15 protein-coding genes and 1 riboswitch are annotated in these 17,558 nt (G+C 68.4%); of the genes, 11 read left to right on the top strand and 4 right to left on the bottom strand.

Annotation, left to right across the window (positions count from 1 at the left end):
- Positions 1–140: 140 nt before the first annotated feature.
- Positions 141–1,523 carry a cysteine desulfurase/sulfurtransferase TusA family protein gene (locus ACFVKT_RS33735; protein ID WP_385738659.1) on the bottom strand — a complete coding sequence of 461 codons (1,383 nt, stop codon included), beginning with the start codon at positions 1,521–1,523 and terminating at the stop codon, positions 141–143.
- A gap of 339 nt (positions 1,524–1,862) precedes the next feature.
- On the opposite strand from ACFVKT_RS33735, the gene coxB reads away from it, so the two are divergent.
- The 4 genes from coxB (at position 1,863) to ACFVKT_RS33715 (ending at position 6,376) form a co-directional block, all read left to right on the top strand.
- Positions 1,863–2,855, top strand: coding sequence for a cytochrome c oxidase subunit II (coxB, locus tag ACFVKT_RS33730; RefSeq protein ID WP_385738657.1), 993 nt, complete (start codon positions 1,863–1,865; stop codon positions 2,853–2,855).
- Entirely contained in the window at positions 2,852–4,588 is a 1,737-nt protein-coding gene (ctaD, locus tag ACFVKT_RS33725; RefSeq protein ID WP_385738655.1) for a cytochrome c oxidase subunit I, read from the top strand. The genes coxB and ctaD overlap by 4 nt, the downstream gene beginning before the upstream one ends.
- Complete coding sequence (locus ACFVKT_RS33720; protein WP_385738653.1) at positions 4,585–4,983, top strand: cytochrome c oxidase subunit 4; 399 nt, start codon at positions 4,585–4,587, stop codon at positions 4,981–4,983. The genes ctaD and ACFVKT_RS33720 overlap by 4 nt, the downstream gene beginning before the upstream one ends.
- A gap of 130 nt (positions 4,984–5,113) precedes the next feature.
- Positions 5,114–6,376: an Ig-like domain-containing protein gene (locus ACFVKT_RS33715; protein WP_385738651.1), complete on the top strand. Its 1,263-nt coding sequence runs from the start codon at positions 5,114–5,116 to the stop codon at positions 6,374–6,376.
- A 74-nt stretch (positions 6,377–6,450) separates the two neighbouring features.
- Here the strand turns inward: ACFVKT_RS33715 and ACFVKT_RS33710 are convergent, their stop codons facing one another.
- Entirely contained in the window at positions 6,451–6,852 is a 402-nt protein-coding gene (locus ACFVKT_RS33710) for a hypothetical protein (protein ID WP_385738650.1), read from the bottom strand.
- A 187-nt stretch (positions 6,853–7,039) separates the two neighbouring features.
- On the opposite strand from ACFVKT_RS33710, the gene ACFVKT_RS33705 reads away from it, so the two are divergent.
- From ACFVKT_RS33705 to ACFVKT_RS33675, 7 genes are all read left to right on the top strand, one after another.
- Entirely contained in the window at positions 7,040–7,660 is a 621-nt protein-coding gene (locus ACFVKT_RS33705) for a heme-copper oxidase subunit III (protein ID WP_385738648.1), read from the top strand.
- A gap of 64 nt (positions 7,661–7,724) precedes the next feature.
- Positions 7,725–8,531, top strand: a complete 807-nt coding sequence (locus tag ACFVKT_RS33700; RefSeq protein WP_385738646.1) for a c-type cytochrome — start codon at positions 7,725–7,727, stop codon at positions 8,529–8,531.
- Entirely contained in the window at positions 8,531–9,598 is a 1,068-nt protein-coding gene (locus ACFVKT_RS33695) for a Rieske 2Fe-2S domain-containing protein (protein WP_385738644.1), read from the top strand. The genes ACFVKT_RS33700 and ACFVKT_RS33695 overlap by 1 nt, the downstream gene beginning before the upstream one ends.
- Positions 9,595–11,247, top strand: a complete 1,653-nt coding sequence (locus tag ACFVKT_RS33690; protein ID WP_385738642.1) for a cytochrome bc complex cytochrome b subunit — start codon at positions 9,595–9,597, stop codon at positions 11,245–11,247. Before ACFVKT_RS33695 ends, ACFVKT_RS33690 begins: the two co-directional genes overlap by 4 nt.
- 156 nt (positions 11,248–11,403) lie before the next feature.
- Positions 11,404–12,468 carry an anthranilate phosphoribosyltransferase gene (gene trpD, locus ACFVKT_RS33685; protein WP_385738640.1) on the top strand — a complete coding sequence of 355 codons (1,065 nt, stop codon included), beginning with the start codon at positions 11,404–11,406 and terminating at the stop codon, positions 12,466–12,468.
- Positions 12,469–12,637: 169 nt separating this feature from the next.
- Positions 12,638–12,754: riboswitch (SAM riboswitch) on the top strand.
- A 186-nt stretch (positions 12,755–12,940) separates the two neighbouring features.
- Positions 12,941–14,302, top strand: coding sequence for an aminotransferase class V-fold PLP-dependent enzyme (locus ACFVKT_RS33680; protein ID WP_385738638.1), 1,362 nt, complete (start codon positions 12,941–12,943; stop codon positions 14,300–14,302).
- A gap of 69 nt (positions 14,303–14,371) precedes the next feature.
- Positions 14,372–16,501, top strand: a complete 2,130-nt coding sequence (locus ACFVKT_RS33675; protein WP_385738636.1) for a PQQ-binding-like beta-propeller repeat protein — start codon at positions 14,372–14,374, stop codon at positions 16,499–16,501.
- Between the two features lie 13 nt (positions 16,502–16,514).
- On the opposite strand, the gene ACFVKT_RS33670 is transcribed toward ACFVKT_RS33675, so the two are convergent.
- Together ACFVKT_RS33670 and ACFVKT_RS33665 are read right to left on the bottom strand one after the other, a co-directional pair.
- On the bottom strand, positions 16,515–16,796 hold the full coding sequence (locus tag ACFVKT_RS33670) for an Lrp/AsnC family transcriptional regulator (protein ID WP_266465093.1): 282 nt from the start codon (positions 16,794–16,796) through the stop codon (positions 16,515–16,517).
- The gene (locus tag ACFVKT_RS33665) at positions 16,793–17,524 is read right to left on the bottom strand and encodes a rhomboid family intramembrane serine protease (protein ID WP_385738633.1); all 732 of its coding nucleotides are present in this window, start codon (positions 17,522–17,524) and stop codon (positions 16,793–16,795) included. Before ACFVKT_RS33665 ends, ACFVKT_RS33670 begins: the two co-directional genes overlap by 4 nt.
- Positions 17,525–17,558: the final 34 nt, after the last annotated feature.

Genomic DNA, 17,558 nt, shown 5'->3' with positions numbered 1-17,558 from the left:
TCGGGTCCGCGACGCCTGGCACGGCACCTCGCCGCGTTGTCGCATGACCCGAGTACGCCCAGTACGCGGGTCATGCTCCGCCTTGCGATGCACCGCACCATGCGCCGCGGCCTGATCCGGCCTGAACCAAACGACACCCCCTAGGCCACCCGGCGGACCACATACGCAAAGCCGTGGTCCGCCGGCTCCTCGCCCACGTACTCCTGTCCCCGCATCTCGCACCACGCCGGGATGTCCAGCCGCGCCGCCTCGTCGTCCGCCAGGACACGCACCGTGCCGCCGACCGGGACATCGCCGATCACCTTGGCCAGCTCGATGACCGGGATCGGGCACCGCCTGCCCAGGGCGTTCACCACGAGCGAGCCGGAGGCGGCGGGCGTCTTCGTCGGCGCGGCGGGAGCGCCCAGCTTCTCCCGTACGGCCAGGACCGCGCCCGGCAGCACGGACAGGAACCGTTCGACGTCCGCCTCCGGGACCCCCGGCGGCAGCGACACCCGGACATTGCCCTCCGTCAGGACCCCCATGGCCTTCAGGACATGGCTGGGCGTCAGCGTGCTGCTCGTGCACGACGAACCGGAGGAGACCGAGAAGCCCGCGCGGTCCAGTTCGTGCAGCAGAGTCTCTCCGTCGACATAGAGACAGGAGAAGGTGACGACGCCGGGCAGCCGGCGGTCCGGGTCGCCGACCACCTCGACATCCGGGACCAGCCCGGGCACCCGCAGCCGGATCCGGTCCGTCAGTTCCCGCAGCCGCGCACCCTCCTCGGCAGCCTCGGCCCGCACCGCCCGCAGCGCCGCGGCCGCGGCCACGATCCCGGGAATGTTCTCGAACCCGGCCGCCCGCCCCGACTCCCGCTCGTCCACGGGCCCTTGGGGAGCGAACCGCACCCCCTTACGTACGACGAGCAGCCCGACCCCCGAAGGGCCGCCCCATTTGTGGGCACTTGCCGTGAGCAGGGACCACTCGCCCTCCACCCGCCCCCATCCCAGCGACTGCGCCGCGTCCACCAGCAGCGGTACGCCCGCCGCCCGGCACTCCTGAGCCACCGCGGCCACCGGCTGCTCCGTACCCACCTCATGGTTGGCCGACTGCAGACAGGCGAGCGCGGTGTCGGGACGCAGGGCCGCCGCGTACGCCGAAGGGGACACCGCACCCGTCCGGGCCACCGGGATCTCCGTCACCGTGCCGCCCGCCGACTCGTGGACCTCGGCCGAATGGAGCACCGAAGAATGTTCGACCGCTGACACGATCAGGTGGCGTCCGGCGCGCCGACGCCCGGCCAGTGCGCCCGCGATCCCGGAGTGCACGGCTCGCGTACCCGAGGAGGTGAAGACCAGTTCGTCCGGCCGGCAGCCCACGGCATCAGCCGCCGCCTCCCGTGCCGCGTCGAGCAGCAACCGGGCCCGCCTTCCCTCCCTGTACAGACGTGCGGGATCCGCCCACCCCTCGTCGAGGGAGGCATGCAGGGCCTGCCGTGCAACGGGATGGAGAGGAGCGGAGGATGCGGCATCGAAGTAGGACACACAGCAACGCTAAATCCTCCGGTCGGGCGGGCGCCCCCAAAGGGGCGCCGGGAACGGCGCGATCAGCCACGGCGAACGAGCAGCCGCCATACGAGAAAAACCTCCCGAGCCGTTGGGCGCCCCAACCCCCCGTCAGAAGCGGCCCAGGACAGGGCAACCCACCCCCTCCGTGAAACCCAGCGGCGCGTTGCGCACCCCTCCCCGCGCGACCCCAAATAGCGTCCAGTAGGGTTTGCTCCGCATAAACATCCAAACCCCTGCCCGTGTGCCAGGGCGGCGAGCGACCAGCGAGAAGGCCGTAGCCAACCAGCGCGGGCGAGACTCTCGGGAAGGCGCTACGTGAGTCCCAACGGCTCCGACCTCCCCCGCATCCTGAAGGGCGCGGGCGGTACCCCCACGCCGCGGCGCCCGATGCGGCGGAAGCTGCTGCAGGCGATGACTGCGGGCCTGGTCCTGGCTACCGCTACCGGTTGCACATACAAGGACTTTCCCCGCCTTGGTTTTCCCACCCCGGTTACGGACGAGGGTCCTCGGATCCTCTCCCTCTGGCAGGGCTCGTGGGCGGCCGCGCTCGCCACGGGCGTGCTGGTCTGGGGCCTGATCCTGTGGAGCGTGTTCTTCCACCGGCGCAGCCGTACCAAGGTCGAAGTTCCCCCGCAGACCCGGTACAACATGCCCATCGAGGCGCTGTACACCGTGGTTCCGCTCATCATCGTCTCGGTGCTGTTCTACTTCACCGCCCGCGACGAGACGAAGCTCCTCAGTCTGGACAAGAAGCCCGACGTCACCATCAACGTCGTCGGCTTCCAGTGGAGCTGGGGCTTCAACTACATCGAGGACGTCGACGGTTCCACCGGTGACGCCGCGACCGACCCGAACCTGGCCGCCATTCCGGACCGGTTCCACAAGGACTACCCGGCCAACGCCGGCGGTGTCTACGACGTCGGCACGCCGGCCTCGAAGAACCCGCAGACGGGTAACCCCGGTCCGACCCTCTGGCTCCCCGAGGGCAAGACGGTCCGCTTCATCCTCACTTCACGTGACGTCATCCACTCCTTCTGGGTGGTGCCGTTCCTCATGAAGCAGGACGTCATTCCGGGTCACACCAACTCGTTCCAGGTGACGCCCAACGCGGAGGGCACCTACCTGGGCAAGTGCGCCGAGCTCTGCGGCGTCGACCACTCCCGGATGCTCTTCAACGTGAAGGTCGTCTCTCCCGAGCGCTACGAGGCCCACCTCAAGGAGCTCGCGGAGAAGGGCCAGACGGGCTACATCCCGGCCGGCATTGAGCAGACGGCCCCCGAGAAGAACCGGGAGACGAACAACCTGTGAGCATCCTCAACGAACCCCAGGGTGCCGCCGAAGCCGAGGACTCGTACGAGAACGAGTTGCCGGTACGGCGCAAGCAGCCCGGCAGCGTCGTGGTCAGCTGGCTCACCACCACTGACCACAAGACGATCGGGACGATGTACCTGATCACGTCGTTCGCGTTCTTCTGCATCGGCGGCGTCATGGCGCTGCTCATGCGCGCCGAGCTGGCGCGCCCGGGTCTGCAGATCATGTCGAACGAGCAGTTCAACCAGGCGTTCACGATGCACGGCACGATCATGCTGCTGATGTTCGCGACGCCGCTGTTCGCCGGTTTCACGAACTGGATCATGCCGCTGCAGATCGGCGCGCCCGACGTGGCGTTCCCGCGGCTGAACATGTTCGCCTACTGGCTCTACCTGTTCGGCTCGCTCATCGCGGTCGGTGGCTTCCTCACCCCGCAGGGCGCGGCCGACTTCGGCTGGTTCGCCTACAGCCCGCTGTCGGACGCGGTCCGCTCGCCGGGTATCGGCGCCGACATGTGGATCATGGGTCTGGCCTTCTCCGGCTTCGGCACGATCCTCGGTGCGGTCAACTTCATCACCACCATCATCTGCATGCGCGCGCCCGGCATGACGATGTTCCGTATGCCGATCTTCGTGTGGAACGTGCTGCTGACCGCGGTTCTGGTCCTGCTGGCCTTCCCCGTTCTCGCCGCCGCGCTGTTCGCGCTGGAGGCGGATCGGAAATTCGGGGCACATGTCTTCGATGCCGCCAACGGCGGGGCATTGCTGTGGCAACACCTCTTCTGGTTCTTCGGCCATCCAGAGGTGTACATCATCGCGCTGCCATTCTTCGGAATCATTTCCGAAGTGATCCCGGTCTTCTCGCGCAAGCCGATGTTCGGCTACATGGGCCTGATCGGCGCCACCATCGCGATCGCGGGTCTCTCCGTGACCGTGTGGGCGCACCACATGTACGTCACCGGTGGCGTGCTCCTACCGTTCTTCTCCTTCATGACGTTCCTCATCGCCGTGCCAACAGGCGTGAAGTTCTTCAACTGGATCGGAACGATGTGGAAGGGGTCCTTGTCGTTCGAGACCCCGATGCTCTGGGCGACCGGCTTCCTGATCACCTTCACCTTCGGTGGTCTGACCGGTGTCATCCTGGCCTCGCCGCCGATGGACTTCCACGTCTCGGACTCGTACTTCGTGGTGGCGCACTTCCACTACGTGGTGTTCGGCACCGTCGTCTTCGCGATGTTCTCCGGCTTCCACTTCTGGTGGCCGAAGATGACCGGCAAGATGCTCGACGAGCGCCTCGGCAAGATCACCTTCTGGACGCTGTTCGTGGGCTTCCACGGCACGTTCCTGGTGCAGCACTGGCTGGGCGCCGAGGGCATGCCGCGTCGCTACGCGGACTACCTCGCCGCAGACGGCTTCACCGCACTGAACACGATCTCGACGATCAGCTCCTTCCTGCTCGGGTTGTCGATACTGCCGTTCCTCTACAACGTGTGGAAGACCGCCAAGTACGGCAAGAAGGTCGAGATCGACGACCCGTGGGGCTACGGCCGTTCCCTCGAATGGGCCACGTCCTGCCCGCCGCCGAGGCACAACTTCCTCACCCTGCCGCGGATCCGTTCCGAATCCCCGGCGTTCGACCTGCATCACCCTGAGATCGCCGCTCTCGACCAGCTCGAGAACGCCGGTCACGGTGAGAAGGCCCTCGCTGGTGGCAAGGAGGCCGGCAAGTGAAGGTCCAAGGCAAGATGTTCATCTGGCTGGCCCTCTTCATCCTCGTCATGGCGATCGTCTATGGCGTGTGGTCGAAGGAGCCGGCCGGCACCACGGCGCTCTTCCTGGGCTTCGGCCTGAGCATCATGATCGGCTACTACCTGGCCTTCACGGCCCGGCGGGTCGACGCGCTGGCGCAGGACGACAAGGAGGCCGACGTCGCGGACGAGGCCGGCGAGGTGGGCTTCTTCAGCCCGCACAGCTGGCAGCCGCTCGCGCTCGGCATCGGCGGCGCGCTCGCCTTCCTGGGCGTCGTCTTCGGCTGGTGGCTGCTGTACTTCTCGGCCCCGATCATCGCGATCGGCCTGTGGGGCTGGGTCTTCGAGTACTACCACGGTGAGAACCGCACCCAGTAGCACGCGCTGAACGCCCGGGAGCCCGGACACTCCGTCAGGAGAGTCCGGGCTCCCTCGTTTGCCACGTCTTGTGTCCCTCGCTCGGGTCACTCGGCGCGCCGTACTTGACGGTCGTTCATAGCGTGAGCTCATGAACCACTCACCGCGATTCCGCACGGTAGCCAGCTGCACCACGCTGCTGGTCGCCCTCGGCGCGGGCGTCACCGCCTGCGGCTCCGACGGCCACCCGCTCTCGGCCAAGCCGTATGACGCGGCGGGTCAGATCACCTTCCACGGCCCCGACGGCGAGAGCCGCAAGGTCGACCCCGACAAGCCCCTGGAGATCACCGCCGACGGTGACGACGGGCGGATCACCGACGTGACGGCCACGGACGCGTCCGGCCGGTACGTCGCGGGCGAACTCTCCGCCGACGGCGCCCGCTGGCACAGCACCTCACCGCTGGCCGCCGGCGCCCGCTACACCGTGCGCGTGAGCACCGAGGACGAGGACGGTGCCCCCGGCCGCAAGGTCGTCGCCTTCGACACGAGCACCCCCACGACGAAGAAGCGGCTGAACGTCACCTTCGGGCCCGAGGCCGGCAAGTACGGCGTCGGCCAGCCCGTCACGGCCGAACTCAGTGTCCCCGTCAAGGACAAGGCCGCCCGCGCGGTCGTCGAGCGCGCCCTCAAGGTCGACTCCAAGCCCGCCGTGGAAGGCGCCTGGCACTGGGTGGACGACAAGAACCTGCACTACCGCCCCAAGGAGTACTGGCCCACCCACGCCACCATCCAGGCGCACAGCAACATCGGTGGCATCAAGATCGCCGAGCGTCTCTGGGGCGGCGAGGCGAAGCCCCTCAAGCTCACCATCGGCGACCGCCTCGTCGCCGTCACGGACGCCTCCGCGCACTCCATGACGGTCTACCGGAACGACGAGGCGATCAACGAGATCCCCGTCACCACCGGCAAGCCCGGCTTCGAGACCCGAAACGGCGTCAAGGTCGTACTGGGCAAGGAGTACTTCGTACGGATGCGCGGTACCAGCATCGGCATCGCCGAGGGCACCTCGGACTCCTACGACCTGCCCGTGTACTACGCGACGCGCGTCACCTGGAGCGGCGAGTACGTGCACGCCGCGCCCTGGTCGACCGGTTCCCAGGGATACGCCAACGTCAGCCACGGGTGCACCGGAATGAGCACGAACAACGCCGCGTGGTTCTACGAAACCGTCCGCGAGGGCGACATCGTCAAGGTCATCAACTCGTACGGCGAGGACATGGACCCCTTCGGCAACGGCTTCGGCGACTGGAACGTCGACTGGAAGAAGTGGCGCCAGGGAAGCGCCCTGGTGGGCGGATCCCCGGAGGGGCCGACCCTGCAGGACCGGGCCAGGCTGCGCCCCGAGTCCGTGTGACGTCGGGGCGAGCGGCTGTGCCGTACGCGGCCCGCGGTCGACTGGCTGCGTGGCCGCCCGAGCTCCTGGGCTTGCTAGGCGCCCGCAAGGGCCTTACGACGCAGCAGCGCGGCCAGCTCGGCGGCGAACTCCACCGGTTCGACCGGCAAGGTCACCGCGGCGTCCGCACGGCTCCAGGTGGCCAGCCAGGCGTCCTGGGGCCGCCCGATCAGCACAAGGACGGGCGGGCAGTTGAAGATCTCGTCCTTGATCTGGCGGCAGACACCCATTCCGCCCATCGGCACGGCCTCGCCGTCAAGGACGCAGACGTCGATCCCGCCCTTGTCCAGCTCCTTCAGGACGGCGGCGGGTGTCGCGCACTCGAGGAACTCGACCAGGGGGACATCGGTGGCCGGCCTGCGGCCCGTCGCGAGCCGCACCTGCTCCCGGGTGTTGGAGTCGTCGCTGTAGACCAGCACCGTGGCGGTCGGCTGCATTCTTCCTCCGAGACGTCGGCGTCCTTCAGGCGGGACGGACTGGGTCCGCTGCGCGGATGCTACTCCTCCGAACACCTCGTCAACACCGGTTCGGACAGGGCTTCGATGGGCCATTTGGGCTGGACACACCCCATCAACACTCCGAACGGCACCCCCCGGGGTGAGGGCGGGATAAGCGACCGACATAATGTCGGTCGTGGCGACAGCAACGACAGTAGAAACCGGGCACGCGCACCCGTCGGTCAATCGGCCGAACCTCACCAGCGTCGGAACCATCATCTGGCTGAGTTCCGAGCTGATGTTCTTCGCGGCCCTCTTCGCGATGTACTTCACCCTGCGATCGGTGACCGGGCAGGATCACTGGAAGGAAATGGCCGAGTCGCTGAACATCCCGTTCTCAGCGACGAACACCACGATCCTGGTGCTCTCCTCACTCACCTGCCAGCTCGGCGTGTTCGCCGCCGAGCGCGGTGACGTGAAGAAGCTCCGGATGTGGTTCATCGTCACCTTCATCATGGGTGCGATCTTCATCGGCGGTCAGATCTTCGAGTACACCGAGCTGGTCAAGAAGGACGGGCTCTCGCTCTCCTCCGACCCGTACGGCTCGGTGTTCTACCTGACCACCGGCTTCCACGGCCTGCACGTGACAGGAGGTCTGATCGCCTTCCTGTTCGTCCTCGGCCGCACCTACGCGGCCAGGAAGTTCACTCATGAGCAGGCGACCGCAGCCATCGTCGTGTCCTACTACTGGCACTTCGTCGATGTCGTCTGGATCGGCCTTTTCGCCACGATCTACCTGATCAAGTAATCGGGCGAACCGCCCGAAACATCCAGAAGCACCGACGCAGAAGATCCTGACACCGGGGTAATCCGTGAAAAAGCTCTCCGCACGACGACGCCATCCGCTGGCGGCGGTCGTCGTACTACTCCTCGCGCTGGCGGCCACCGGGGGGCTGTACGCCGCGTTCGCACCCGCGAGCCAGGCGCAGGCCGACGAAACCGCCCAGTCTCTTGCCATCGACGAGGGCAAGAAGCTCTACGCCGTGGGCTGCGCAAGCTGCCACGGCACCGGCGGTCAGGGCAGCTCCGACGGTCCGAGCCTGGTGGGCGTGGGCGCAGCCGCCGTCGACTTCCAGGTCGGCACCGGTCGTATGCCGGCCCAGCAGCCGGGCGCGCAGATCCCGAAGAAGAAGGTCATCTACTCGCAGGCCGAGATCGACCAGCTCGCGGCGTACATCGCCTCGCTGGGCGCCGGTCCCTCCGTGCCGACCAAGAACCAGGTCAGCCCCGAGGGTGCGGACATCGCCAAGGGTGGCGAACTCTTCCGTACCAACTGCGCGCAGTGCCACAACTTCACCGGCAAGGGCGGTGCGCTGTCCGAGGGCAAGTTCGCACCGGACCTGGAAGGTGTTTCCCCGAAGCACATCTACGAGGCCATGCAGACCGGCCCGCAGAACATGCCTTCGTTCCCCGACACGATCATGTCGGAGCAGAACAAGAAGGACATCATCGCGTACCTCGACGCGGTCAACGGTGACGACACCGTGGAGCCGGGCGGCCTCAGTCTGGGCGGCCTCGGGCCGGTCAGCGAGGGCCTGTTCGCCTGGATCTTCGGACTCGGAGCCCTGATCGCTGTCGCCGTCTGGGTCGCCGCTCGGACCGCAAAGGCCAAGAAGTGATGAGTAGCCAACAATCTCCAGAAGAGAACCTGCCCGCCGAGCGGGCCACCGACGACCATGGACACGGTGCCGTGTCGGTGGCGAACGAGCAGAACCCGTTCGCCAACCCGGGGCTGCCGCCCCATGAGCACCGCGTCCAGGACATCGACGAGCGGGCAGCCAAGCGCTCAGAGCGTGTGGTCGCCTTCCTGTTCACCCTGTCGATGCTGGCCACGGTCGGTTTCATCGCCTCGTACGTGGCGATCCCGGTCGACAAGGGCGTCTACATCTTCCCGATCGGACACGTCAGCGCGCTCAACTTCGCGCTCGGCATGACCCTCGGCGTCGCACTGTTCTCCATCGGCGCGGGCGCGGTCCACTGGGCCCGCACCCTGATGTCCGACGTGGAGATCCCTGCCGAGCGTCACCCGATCGAGGCTCCGCCCGAGGTCAAGGCCCAGGTGCTGGCCGACTTCAAGCAGGGCGCGAAGGAATCCGCGCTCGGCCGGCGCAAGCTGATCCGCAACACGATGTTCGGCGCGCTGGCCCTGGTGCCGCTCTCCGGTGTCATGCTGCTGCGCGACCTCGGCCCGCTGCCAGGGACCAGCCTCCGCCACACGATGTGGCGCAAGGGTCTGCAACTCGTCAACATGAACACGAACGAGCCGCTGCGTCCTTCGGACGTCGTGGTCGGCTCGCTCACCTTCGCCAAGCCCGAGGGCCTGGAGGAGCACGACGAGGACTTCCAGACCCAGATCGCCAAGGCGGCGCTGATGATCGTCCGGCTCCAGCCGGACAACATCAAGGACAAGCGGGAACTCGAGTGGTCCCACGAGGGCATCGTGGCCTACTCGAAGATCTGCACCCACGTCGGCTGTCCGATCTCCCTGTACGAGCAGCAGACGCACCACGTCCTCTGCCCGTGCCACCAGTCCACCTTCGACCTCGCCGACGGTGCCCGAGTGATCTTCGGCCCGGCCGGTCACGCCCTGCCGCAGTTGCGCATCGGTGTGAACGCTGAGGGCTACCTCGAGGCGCTCGGCGACTTCGAAGAGCCCGTCGGTCCTGCTTTCTGGGAGCGCGGATGAGTACCACTGCTGCGAAGACCTCCGACCCGGGCGAGGCGAACTCGCGGAAGAAGGCACCCGCCGGTGAGCGGGTCGCCGACTGGGCCGACGGCCGACTGGGCATCTATGGCCTGGCCAAGGCCAACATGCGCAAGATCTTCCCGGACCACTGGTCCTTCATGCTGGGCGAGGTCTGCCTCTACAGCTTCATCATCATCATCCTCACGGGTGTGTATCTGACGCTGTTCTTCCACCCGTCGATGAACGAGGTGGAGTACCACGGCAGCTACGTCCCGCTGCAGGGCCAGCTGATGTCCGAGGCGTTCAACTCGACCATGCACATCTCCTTCGATGTGCGCGGTGGTCTGCTGATCCGGCAGATCCACCACTGGGCGGCGCTGATCTTCCTCGCCGGCATGTTCGTGCACATGATGCGCGTGTTCTTCACGGGTGCGTTCCGCAAGCCCCGTGAGGTCAACTGGATCTTCGGTTTCCTGCTGTTCGTCCTGGGCATGTTCACCGGCTTCACCGGCTACTCGCTCCCGGACGACCTGCTCTCCGGCACCGGTGTCCGCTTCATGGAGGGCGCGGTCCTGTCCGTGCCGATCGTGGGCACGTACCTCTCGTTCTTCCTCTTCGGCGGCGAGTTCCCGGGCGGCGACTTCGTGGCCCGCTTCTACTCGATCCACGTCCTGCTGCTGCCGGGCATCATGCTCGGCCTGGTGGTCGGCCACCTGATCCTGGTCTTCTACCACAAGCACACGCAGTTCGCGGGCCCCGGAAAGACGAACGACAACGTCGTCGGCATGCCGCTCCTTCCGGTCTACACGGCCAAGGCCGGAGGCTTCTTCTTCCTGGTCTTCGGTGTCATCACGGCCATCGCGGGCCTCGCCTCGATCAACCCGATCTGGACCATGGGCCCCTACCGCCCGGACCAGGTGTCGACCGGCGCCCAGCCCGACTGGTACATGGGCTTCTCCGAGGGCCTGATCCGGTTCATGCCGGGCTGGGAGATCAACCTCTGGGGTCACACGCTCGTCCTGGGTGTGTTCATCCCGCTGATGATCTTCCCGATGGTCCTGGTCGCGATCGCGGTCTATCCGTTCATCGAGTCCTGGGTCACCGGCGACAAGCGCGAGCACCACATCCTGGACCGCCCGCGCAACGTCCCGACCCGTACGGCCTTCGGTGTCGCGTGGATCACCTGGTACATGGTCCTGCTGATCGGTGGTGGAAACGACCTGTGGGCCACGCACTTCCACCTGTCGATCAACTCGATCACCTGGTTCGTGCGCATCGCCTTCTTCGTGGCGCCGGTCCTCGCGTTCATCGCCACCAAGCGGATCTGCCTCGGCCTTCAGCGCCGGGACCGGGACAAGGTGCTGCACGGCCGCGAGTCGGGCATCATCAAGCGCCTGCCGCACGGTGAGTTCGTCGAGATCCACGAGCCGCTCAGCCAGGAGGCTCTGCACACGCTCACCGCGCACGAGCAGTACCAGCCTGCCGAGATCGGCGCGCCGGTCGACGAGAACGGTGTCGAGCGCAAGGTGAAGGGCTCGCAGAAGCTGCGTGCCAAGCTCAGCAAGGGCTACTACGGGGAGGACAACCAGATCCCCAAGCCCACCGTCGAGGAGTACAAGGAGATCACGAGCGGCCACGGCCACCACTGATCACCCCTACGATCCTCGCTGATCGCCACGGCTGGAGCCCCGTCCATTGCATGGACGGGGCTCTTTGCCGTCTCCAGGGCTGGATAGGGTGGACTCGCCCCCTGCGTATGGGGGCGAGCCCACCCGCGTACCTCTCTGAGAACCCCAGGAGCGACCATGAGCGCTGTGAACCCCGCTGGAGGCGACACCGCGGCGGACCGTTCCTGGCCCAGGTTGCTGAACGGTCTGCTCGACGGCCGTGACCTGAGTGCGGACGACACCGCCTGGGCGATGAACCTGATGATGCGCGGTGAGGCGACCGACGCGCAGATCGCCGGGTTCGCGGTGGCGCTGCGGGCCAAGGGAGAGACCGTCGAGGAGATCACCGGGCTGGTACGGATGATGTACGAGCACGCCAATGTGATCGAGGTGCCGGGGAAGACCGTCGACATCGTCGGTACGGGCGGCGACGGGGCCAAGACCGTCAACATCTCCACCATGTCGGCGATCGTCATCGCCGGGACGGGCGCGAAGGTCGTCAAGCACGGCAACCGGGCCGCTTCCTCGGCCTCCGGCGCGTCCGACGTCCTGGAGAAGCTCGGGGTCAATCTGCAGCTGACGACCAAGCGGGTGGCCGAGGTGGCCGAGGAGGCCGGCATCACCTTCTGCTTCGCGGTGAAGTTCCACCCGGCGCTACGTCATGTGGGCGCCGCACGTGGGCAGTTGGGCATCCGTACGGTCTTCAACGCGCTCGGCCCGCTGACGAACCCGGCACGGGTGAAGGCGCAGGCGGTCGGTGTCGCGGACCCCCGCATGGCGCCCATCGTGGCGGGAGTCTTCGCCGAGCGCGGCAACTCCTCGCTGGTCTTCCGCGGCGACGACGGGCTCGATGAGCTGACCATCACCTCCACGTCCCGGGTGTGGGTCGTACGGGACGGAAAGGTCACCGAGGAGACCTTCGACCCGAGGGACGTCGGTATCGACCTGGTCCCGATCGAGGCATTGCGGGGCGCGGACTCCACGTACAACGCCGACGTGGCCCGGCGGCTCCTCGACGGAGAGACGGGGCCGGTGCGGGACGCCGTACTGCTGAACTCGGCGGCGGCGCTGGTGGCTCTGTCGCCGGGTGACGGGTCGCTCGCGGAGCAGATCCGCGCGGGGATGGCGGAGGCGGCGGAGGCCGTCGACTCGGGGGCGGCGAAGCGGACGCTGGAGCGGTGGGTGGCGGCGACCAACGCGTAGCCTGCGAGGCGGTTCGAAGGGGGGCCGGGCCGGCTCGATAGGGCTGGGCCGAAGTGGTCCGGCCCTTTCCGCCTTCCGTCCGGCCTCTTTCGTGTTCCGGCCCGTTTCGCGTTCCGGGATCCGGACACGGGTTGCGCCGTCGCGATCAGTTCGGTTAGTTTTTTCGGCAGGTCATGAGTGACAGTCATGAGGCCCCGGCCGACTGTCCGGCAACCCTCCGTCCGTGGCGGGGTGCCCCGGGTGAAGACCAGGCCGTAGGCAGCGAGGTCTGCGGCAAGCGCGGACCCCTCCCTCTTCTGAGTGGTAAAGGCCCAGGGGTCCTGGTCATTCGAGGGAGCCTTCTGTGAGCAAGCGAATGCGATAGGGCGCAGAGCCCCTCTTCCGCCTGTCCCTTTCACCCTTTGCCGCGCTGAGCGCCACCTCCATGGACCGGCTCGCGCGGTGATTTCCCTGAGTCTCACAGGAGTTCGCCATGTCTGTCTCCACCGTTGCCGCCGACCAGGCTGTTTGTACCCAGCTGCCCGTTCTGGGCCGGGATGTCACCGTCCCGCTCGTCACCGGTGGCGAGGTCACGTACGCCGCCCTCGACTACGCCGCCAGCGCTCCGGCCCTCCAGCGCGTGTGGGACGACGTGGCCGCGTACGCCCCGTACTACGGCAGCGTGCACCGTGGCGCCGGGTACCTGTCCCAGCTCTCCACCGACCTCTTCGAGAACTCCCGCACCACCGTCGCCGAGTTCCTGGACTGCCGTGACGACGACCAGGTCGTCTTCACCCGGTCGACCACCGACTCGCTCAACCTGCTCGCCGCCGCCCTGCCGGCCGACTGCCAGGTCTTCGTCTTCGAGACCGAGCACCACGCCTCGCTGCTGCCCTGGCGGGACGCGCGGGTGACGTACCTGAACGCCCCGCGTACGCCGGGGGAGGCCGTCGCGACCCTGGAGCGCGCGCTCGGTGACCGCGACCCCCAGGGCCCGGCCCTCGTCTGTGTCACGGGCGCCTCGAACGTCACCGGTGAGCTGTGGCCGGTGCGTGAGCTGGCCGCGGCCGCGCACGCGCACGGTGCTCGCATCGTCCTCGACGCCGCGCAGCTCGCCCCGCACCACCCGGTGTCGGTGCGCGACCTCGACGTCGACTGGGTCGCCTTCTCCGGGCACAAGCTGTACGCCCCCTTCGGCTCCGGTGTCCTCGCCGGCCGCTCCGACTGGCTGCGCGAGGCCGAGCCGTACCTGGCGGGCGGTGGGGCCAGCCGCAAGGTGTCGCGGCGTACGGACGGCGGCGTGGACGTGGAGTGGCACGAGAGCGCCGCCCGGCACGAGGCCGGTTCGCCGAACGTGATCGGCGTCTACTCGATCGCCTCCGCCTGCAAGGCGCTCACCGAGGCGGGCTTCGACACCCTCGTCGCCCGTGAGCAGCGGCTGATCGACACGGTCCGCGCGGGTCTCGCCGAGGTGCCCGAGGTCAGGGTCCTCTCGCTCTTCGGCGACGACGCCCCGCGCGTCGGCGTCATCTCCTTCGTCGTGGAGGGCTGGAACAGCTCGCACTTCGCGGCCGCGCTGTCCGCCGAGTACGGCATCGGGGTGCGCGACGGTCTGTTCTGTGCCCACCCGCTGGTCAGGACCCTGCTCGGCAGCGACCCGGAGACCCAGGGCGAGTGCGGCGCTCCCGAGGCCGCGCCCGGCGAGAAGTCCCTCAACGCCATCCGTGTCAGCTTCGGCGCGGGCACCCCGGACGAGCACGTCGAGCGTTTCGTGCGCGCCGTCAAGGAGCTCGTCCGGGACGGCGCGAAGTGGAACTACCGCACACAGGACGGGCGTTGCGTTCCCGCCGTGTGATCGCCTGACAGGAGCACGGCGTATACGCTCCCTTCGGCGGCCGTACGGCGAACAGGGGAGTCACGGGGAGTGCAGGCGCTGCGGGAGACGGATCCACGGCGGATCGGTCCGTACGAGGTGCTCGGGCGGCTCGGTGCGGGCGGCATGGGCGAGGTCTATCTCGCCGAGTCGCGGGCCGGGCTCCGGCTGGCCGTGAAGGTGGTGCGGGCCGAGCACGCGGAGGACCGTACTTTCCGCGCCCGGTTCCGCCAGGAGGTGCGGGCCGCGCAGACCGTCGGCGGTACGGGGACGTACACCGCGCGCGTGGTCGACGCCGACCCCGAGGGCGAACGGCCTTGGATGGCAACGGAGTTCGTCGAGGGGCCGAACCTGCGCGACGCGGTGCTCGACGGCGGGCCGCTGGACGAGGACGCGGTGCTCACCTTCGCGGCCGCACTGGGCGAGGCCCTCGCCGCGATCCACGCCAAGGGCATGGTGCACCGTGACCTCAAGCCGTCCAACATCCTGCTGGCGCCGGACGGTCCGCGGGTCATCGACTTCGGGATCGTACGGGCGCTGGAGGCGACGGCGATGACCCGCACCGGCACCATGGTCGGCTCGGTCGGATACGTCTCGCCCGAGCAGATACGCAACGGTTCCGAGGTCGGGCCGCCGAGTGACGTCTTCGCGCTGGGCGCTGTGCTCGCCTACGCGTCGAGCGGCCGCGAGCCCTTCGGGGAGGGCCAGGACTCGGTCATCCTGCTGCGCATCGTAACCCGGGACTTCGATCTCTCCGGAGTTCCGGCGCGCGTGCTCCCGCTCGTAGAGGCCTGTCTGCGGGAGGAGCCCGGGGCCCGGCCCACCCCCGAGGAAGTGGTCGAGGCCGCCGGACACTCGGCGGCCTCCCTGCGGGCGGCTCTGCGGCCGGGGTGGCTCACCTCCGCACCGGCGACGGTCGCGGGCGACGAACGGTGGCTTCCGGAGCGCGAGTCGGGCGAGGGCGAGAGCCGCGTCGAGTACATCGCCCCGGCGACGGTCACGGGCGTTTCGGCGCCGGACAGCTCACCGGCACCCGAACGGCCTTCGCGGCGCGGGTTGCTGACGGCTGCGGCGGGCGGCGCGGTGGTCGCCGCCACCGGGGGAGCCGGGTGGTGGGTGTGGCAGCGGGGGAGTGGAACGCGGGGGGCCGGAACCTCAAAGCCCACCGCGACCGCAACCGCAGTGGGTGCGGAGACTCCCGCCGCTCTCGCCTGGCAGTACGACGCCGCCGGGCTCGGCGGTCTGTACGGACCCTGCGTCGCGGTGTCGCCGGACGGCGAGGTCGTCTACCTCGGGGACGCGAACGGCAAGCTGCACGCCCTGTCCCGTGCGGGCGGCCGGCGCTGGGAGCTCGCGCTCGGCGAGGAGGTGTCGACGTCCGTCGTCACCTCGGACGGGATCTTCTGTGTCGTCTGGGACCAGGAGAGGGCGCGACGCCGGCTGTGCGCGGTGGACGCGTCGGGCAAGCTCCGGTGGACGAAGGACGTCGGCGACAACGGCTACGACCCGCCGGTTCTCGCAGGCCGCGGCGTGCTGGTCGCCACCGGCGGCACCGATGAAGGAGGGTTCCGCTGCTACGCGGCCGACGGCACCGTGCTGTGGAGTGCGTCGACCCCTGCCGGTCCGACCGGAACGCCGCTCGTGGCGGGCGGTGTGATCTACGCGGGCACCTTCGGCGACGCCCTGGTGGCCCTGGACGCCGAGGACGGCAGCAGGCTCTGGGAGGTCTCGACGGGCGGAGACGTCGGCCCGCCCGCCCTGGTCGGCGACACCCTCGTCGCGGTGTCGGACGGAGGCGCGAACCGGCACGCGTTCAGCCTCGACGGTGAACTGCTGTGGGATGCCCGGGCGGAGAACAGCGGACCGATGGTCGCCGGGAACCGGTCGCTCGCGATCACCACGGGGCAGGGCACCATCGACGCCATCAGGGCGGTCGACGGCAGCACGGCATGGACGTACGAGATAGGCGGCGACTGGCTGCCGAGCCCCGTGGCGACCGGGGATCGCATCTATGTGCGAAGCGGGCTCGTCCTGTGTGCCCTGGGCATGGACGGCAAGCCGGTGTGGAGCGAGGCCCTCGGCGACTCCACCGGCGAGGACCAGCACAGCCCCGTGCTCAGCGGCAAGCGGCTCTACGTTCCCTCGGGAGCCGGAATCGCCGCCGTGGACATCAGCGGCTGACCGGGACCGTCTCTCAGCCGTCCAGCCCGATCGCGAACGCCGCCTCCAGGTCGTGCTGGGAGTACGTGCGGAACGCGACGTGGGTGTCGGTGCCCTCGACGCCCGGGATCTTGCTGATCTTGCCCGGGATGACGTCCGCCAGGTCGTCGTGGGCCTTCACGCGGACCATCGCGATCAGGTCGTACGTACCGGTGACCGAGAAGACCTCGCTGACGCTGTCGAGGGCGGCGATCGACTCCGCGATCTCGGGGATCCGGTCCACGCTGGTCTTGATGAGCACGATCGCGGTGATCACGGCTGGTTTTCTCCCTCGGGGGCCGCGGCTGGGGCTTTCACTCTAGTCGTCCGGCCGAAACGCACCCACGCGTAGCCGAAGCCGAGGGAGAAGCCCACCAGGTGGGCCAGATAGGCGACCCCGGGGCCGGCGGCGGCGCGGCCCGCCGCCAGCCACTGCAGGGTCACCCAGAAGGGCAGTACCACCCAGGCCGGGAAGCGCAGCGGCAGGAAGAAGAGGAACGGGAAAAGACTGGTCACCCGGGCCTTGGGGAACAGGAAAAGGAACGCGCCGAGCACCGCGGAGATCGCCCCGGAGGCGCCGACCAGGGTCTGCTGGGACTCCGCGTTGGCGATCGCGTAGCCCAGCAGGGCGAGACAGCCGCAGCCCAGATAGAAGAGGGCGAACTCGACGCGGCCCATCCGTTCCTCGGTCATCACCCCGAAGACGTAGAAAAAAAGCATGTTGCCCAGGAGGTGGAGCCAGCCGCCGTGGATGAACAGGGCCGTGGCGGGCGTGAGCGCCGCACGCGGGTCCCCGGTGAGGAGTTCCGCGGGCACCACGCCCCAGCGCCGGAAGTAGGCCCGCTGGGCCGCCAGCAGCTCGTCCCCGGTGCCGTACACCGGATTGAGGCCGGACGCCGGGCCGATCACGAAGATCAGGCAGGTCAGCACGATCAGCCCGTACGTCACCGGTGCCGGCTGACTCCGCACCGCCCTGCCGAGCGTCGTACTCCAGTTGCCGATCATGGAGCAGAGCATGGCGTAACGGGGCGTATACGCG

It is taken from the genome of Streptomyces sp. NPDC127595, from assembly GCF_042671685.1.
GTDB lineage: Bacteria > Actinomycetota > Actinomycetes > Streptomycetales > Streptomycetaceae > Streptomyces.
The sequence above is the reverse complement of the archived record's forward strand: the minus strand, read 5'-3'. Positions and strand labels throughout refer to the sequence as shown.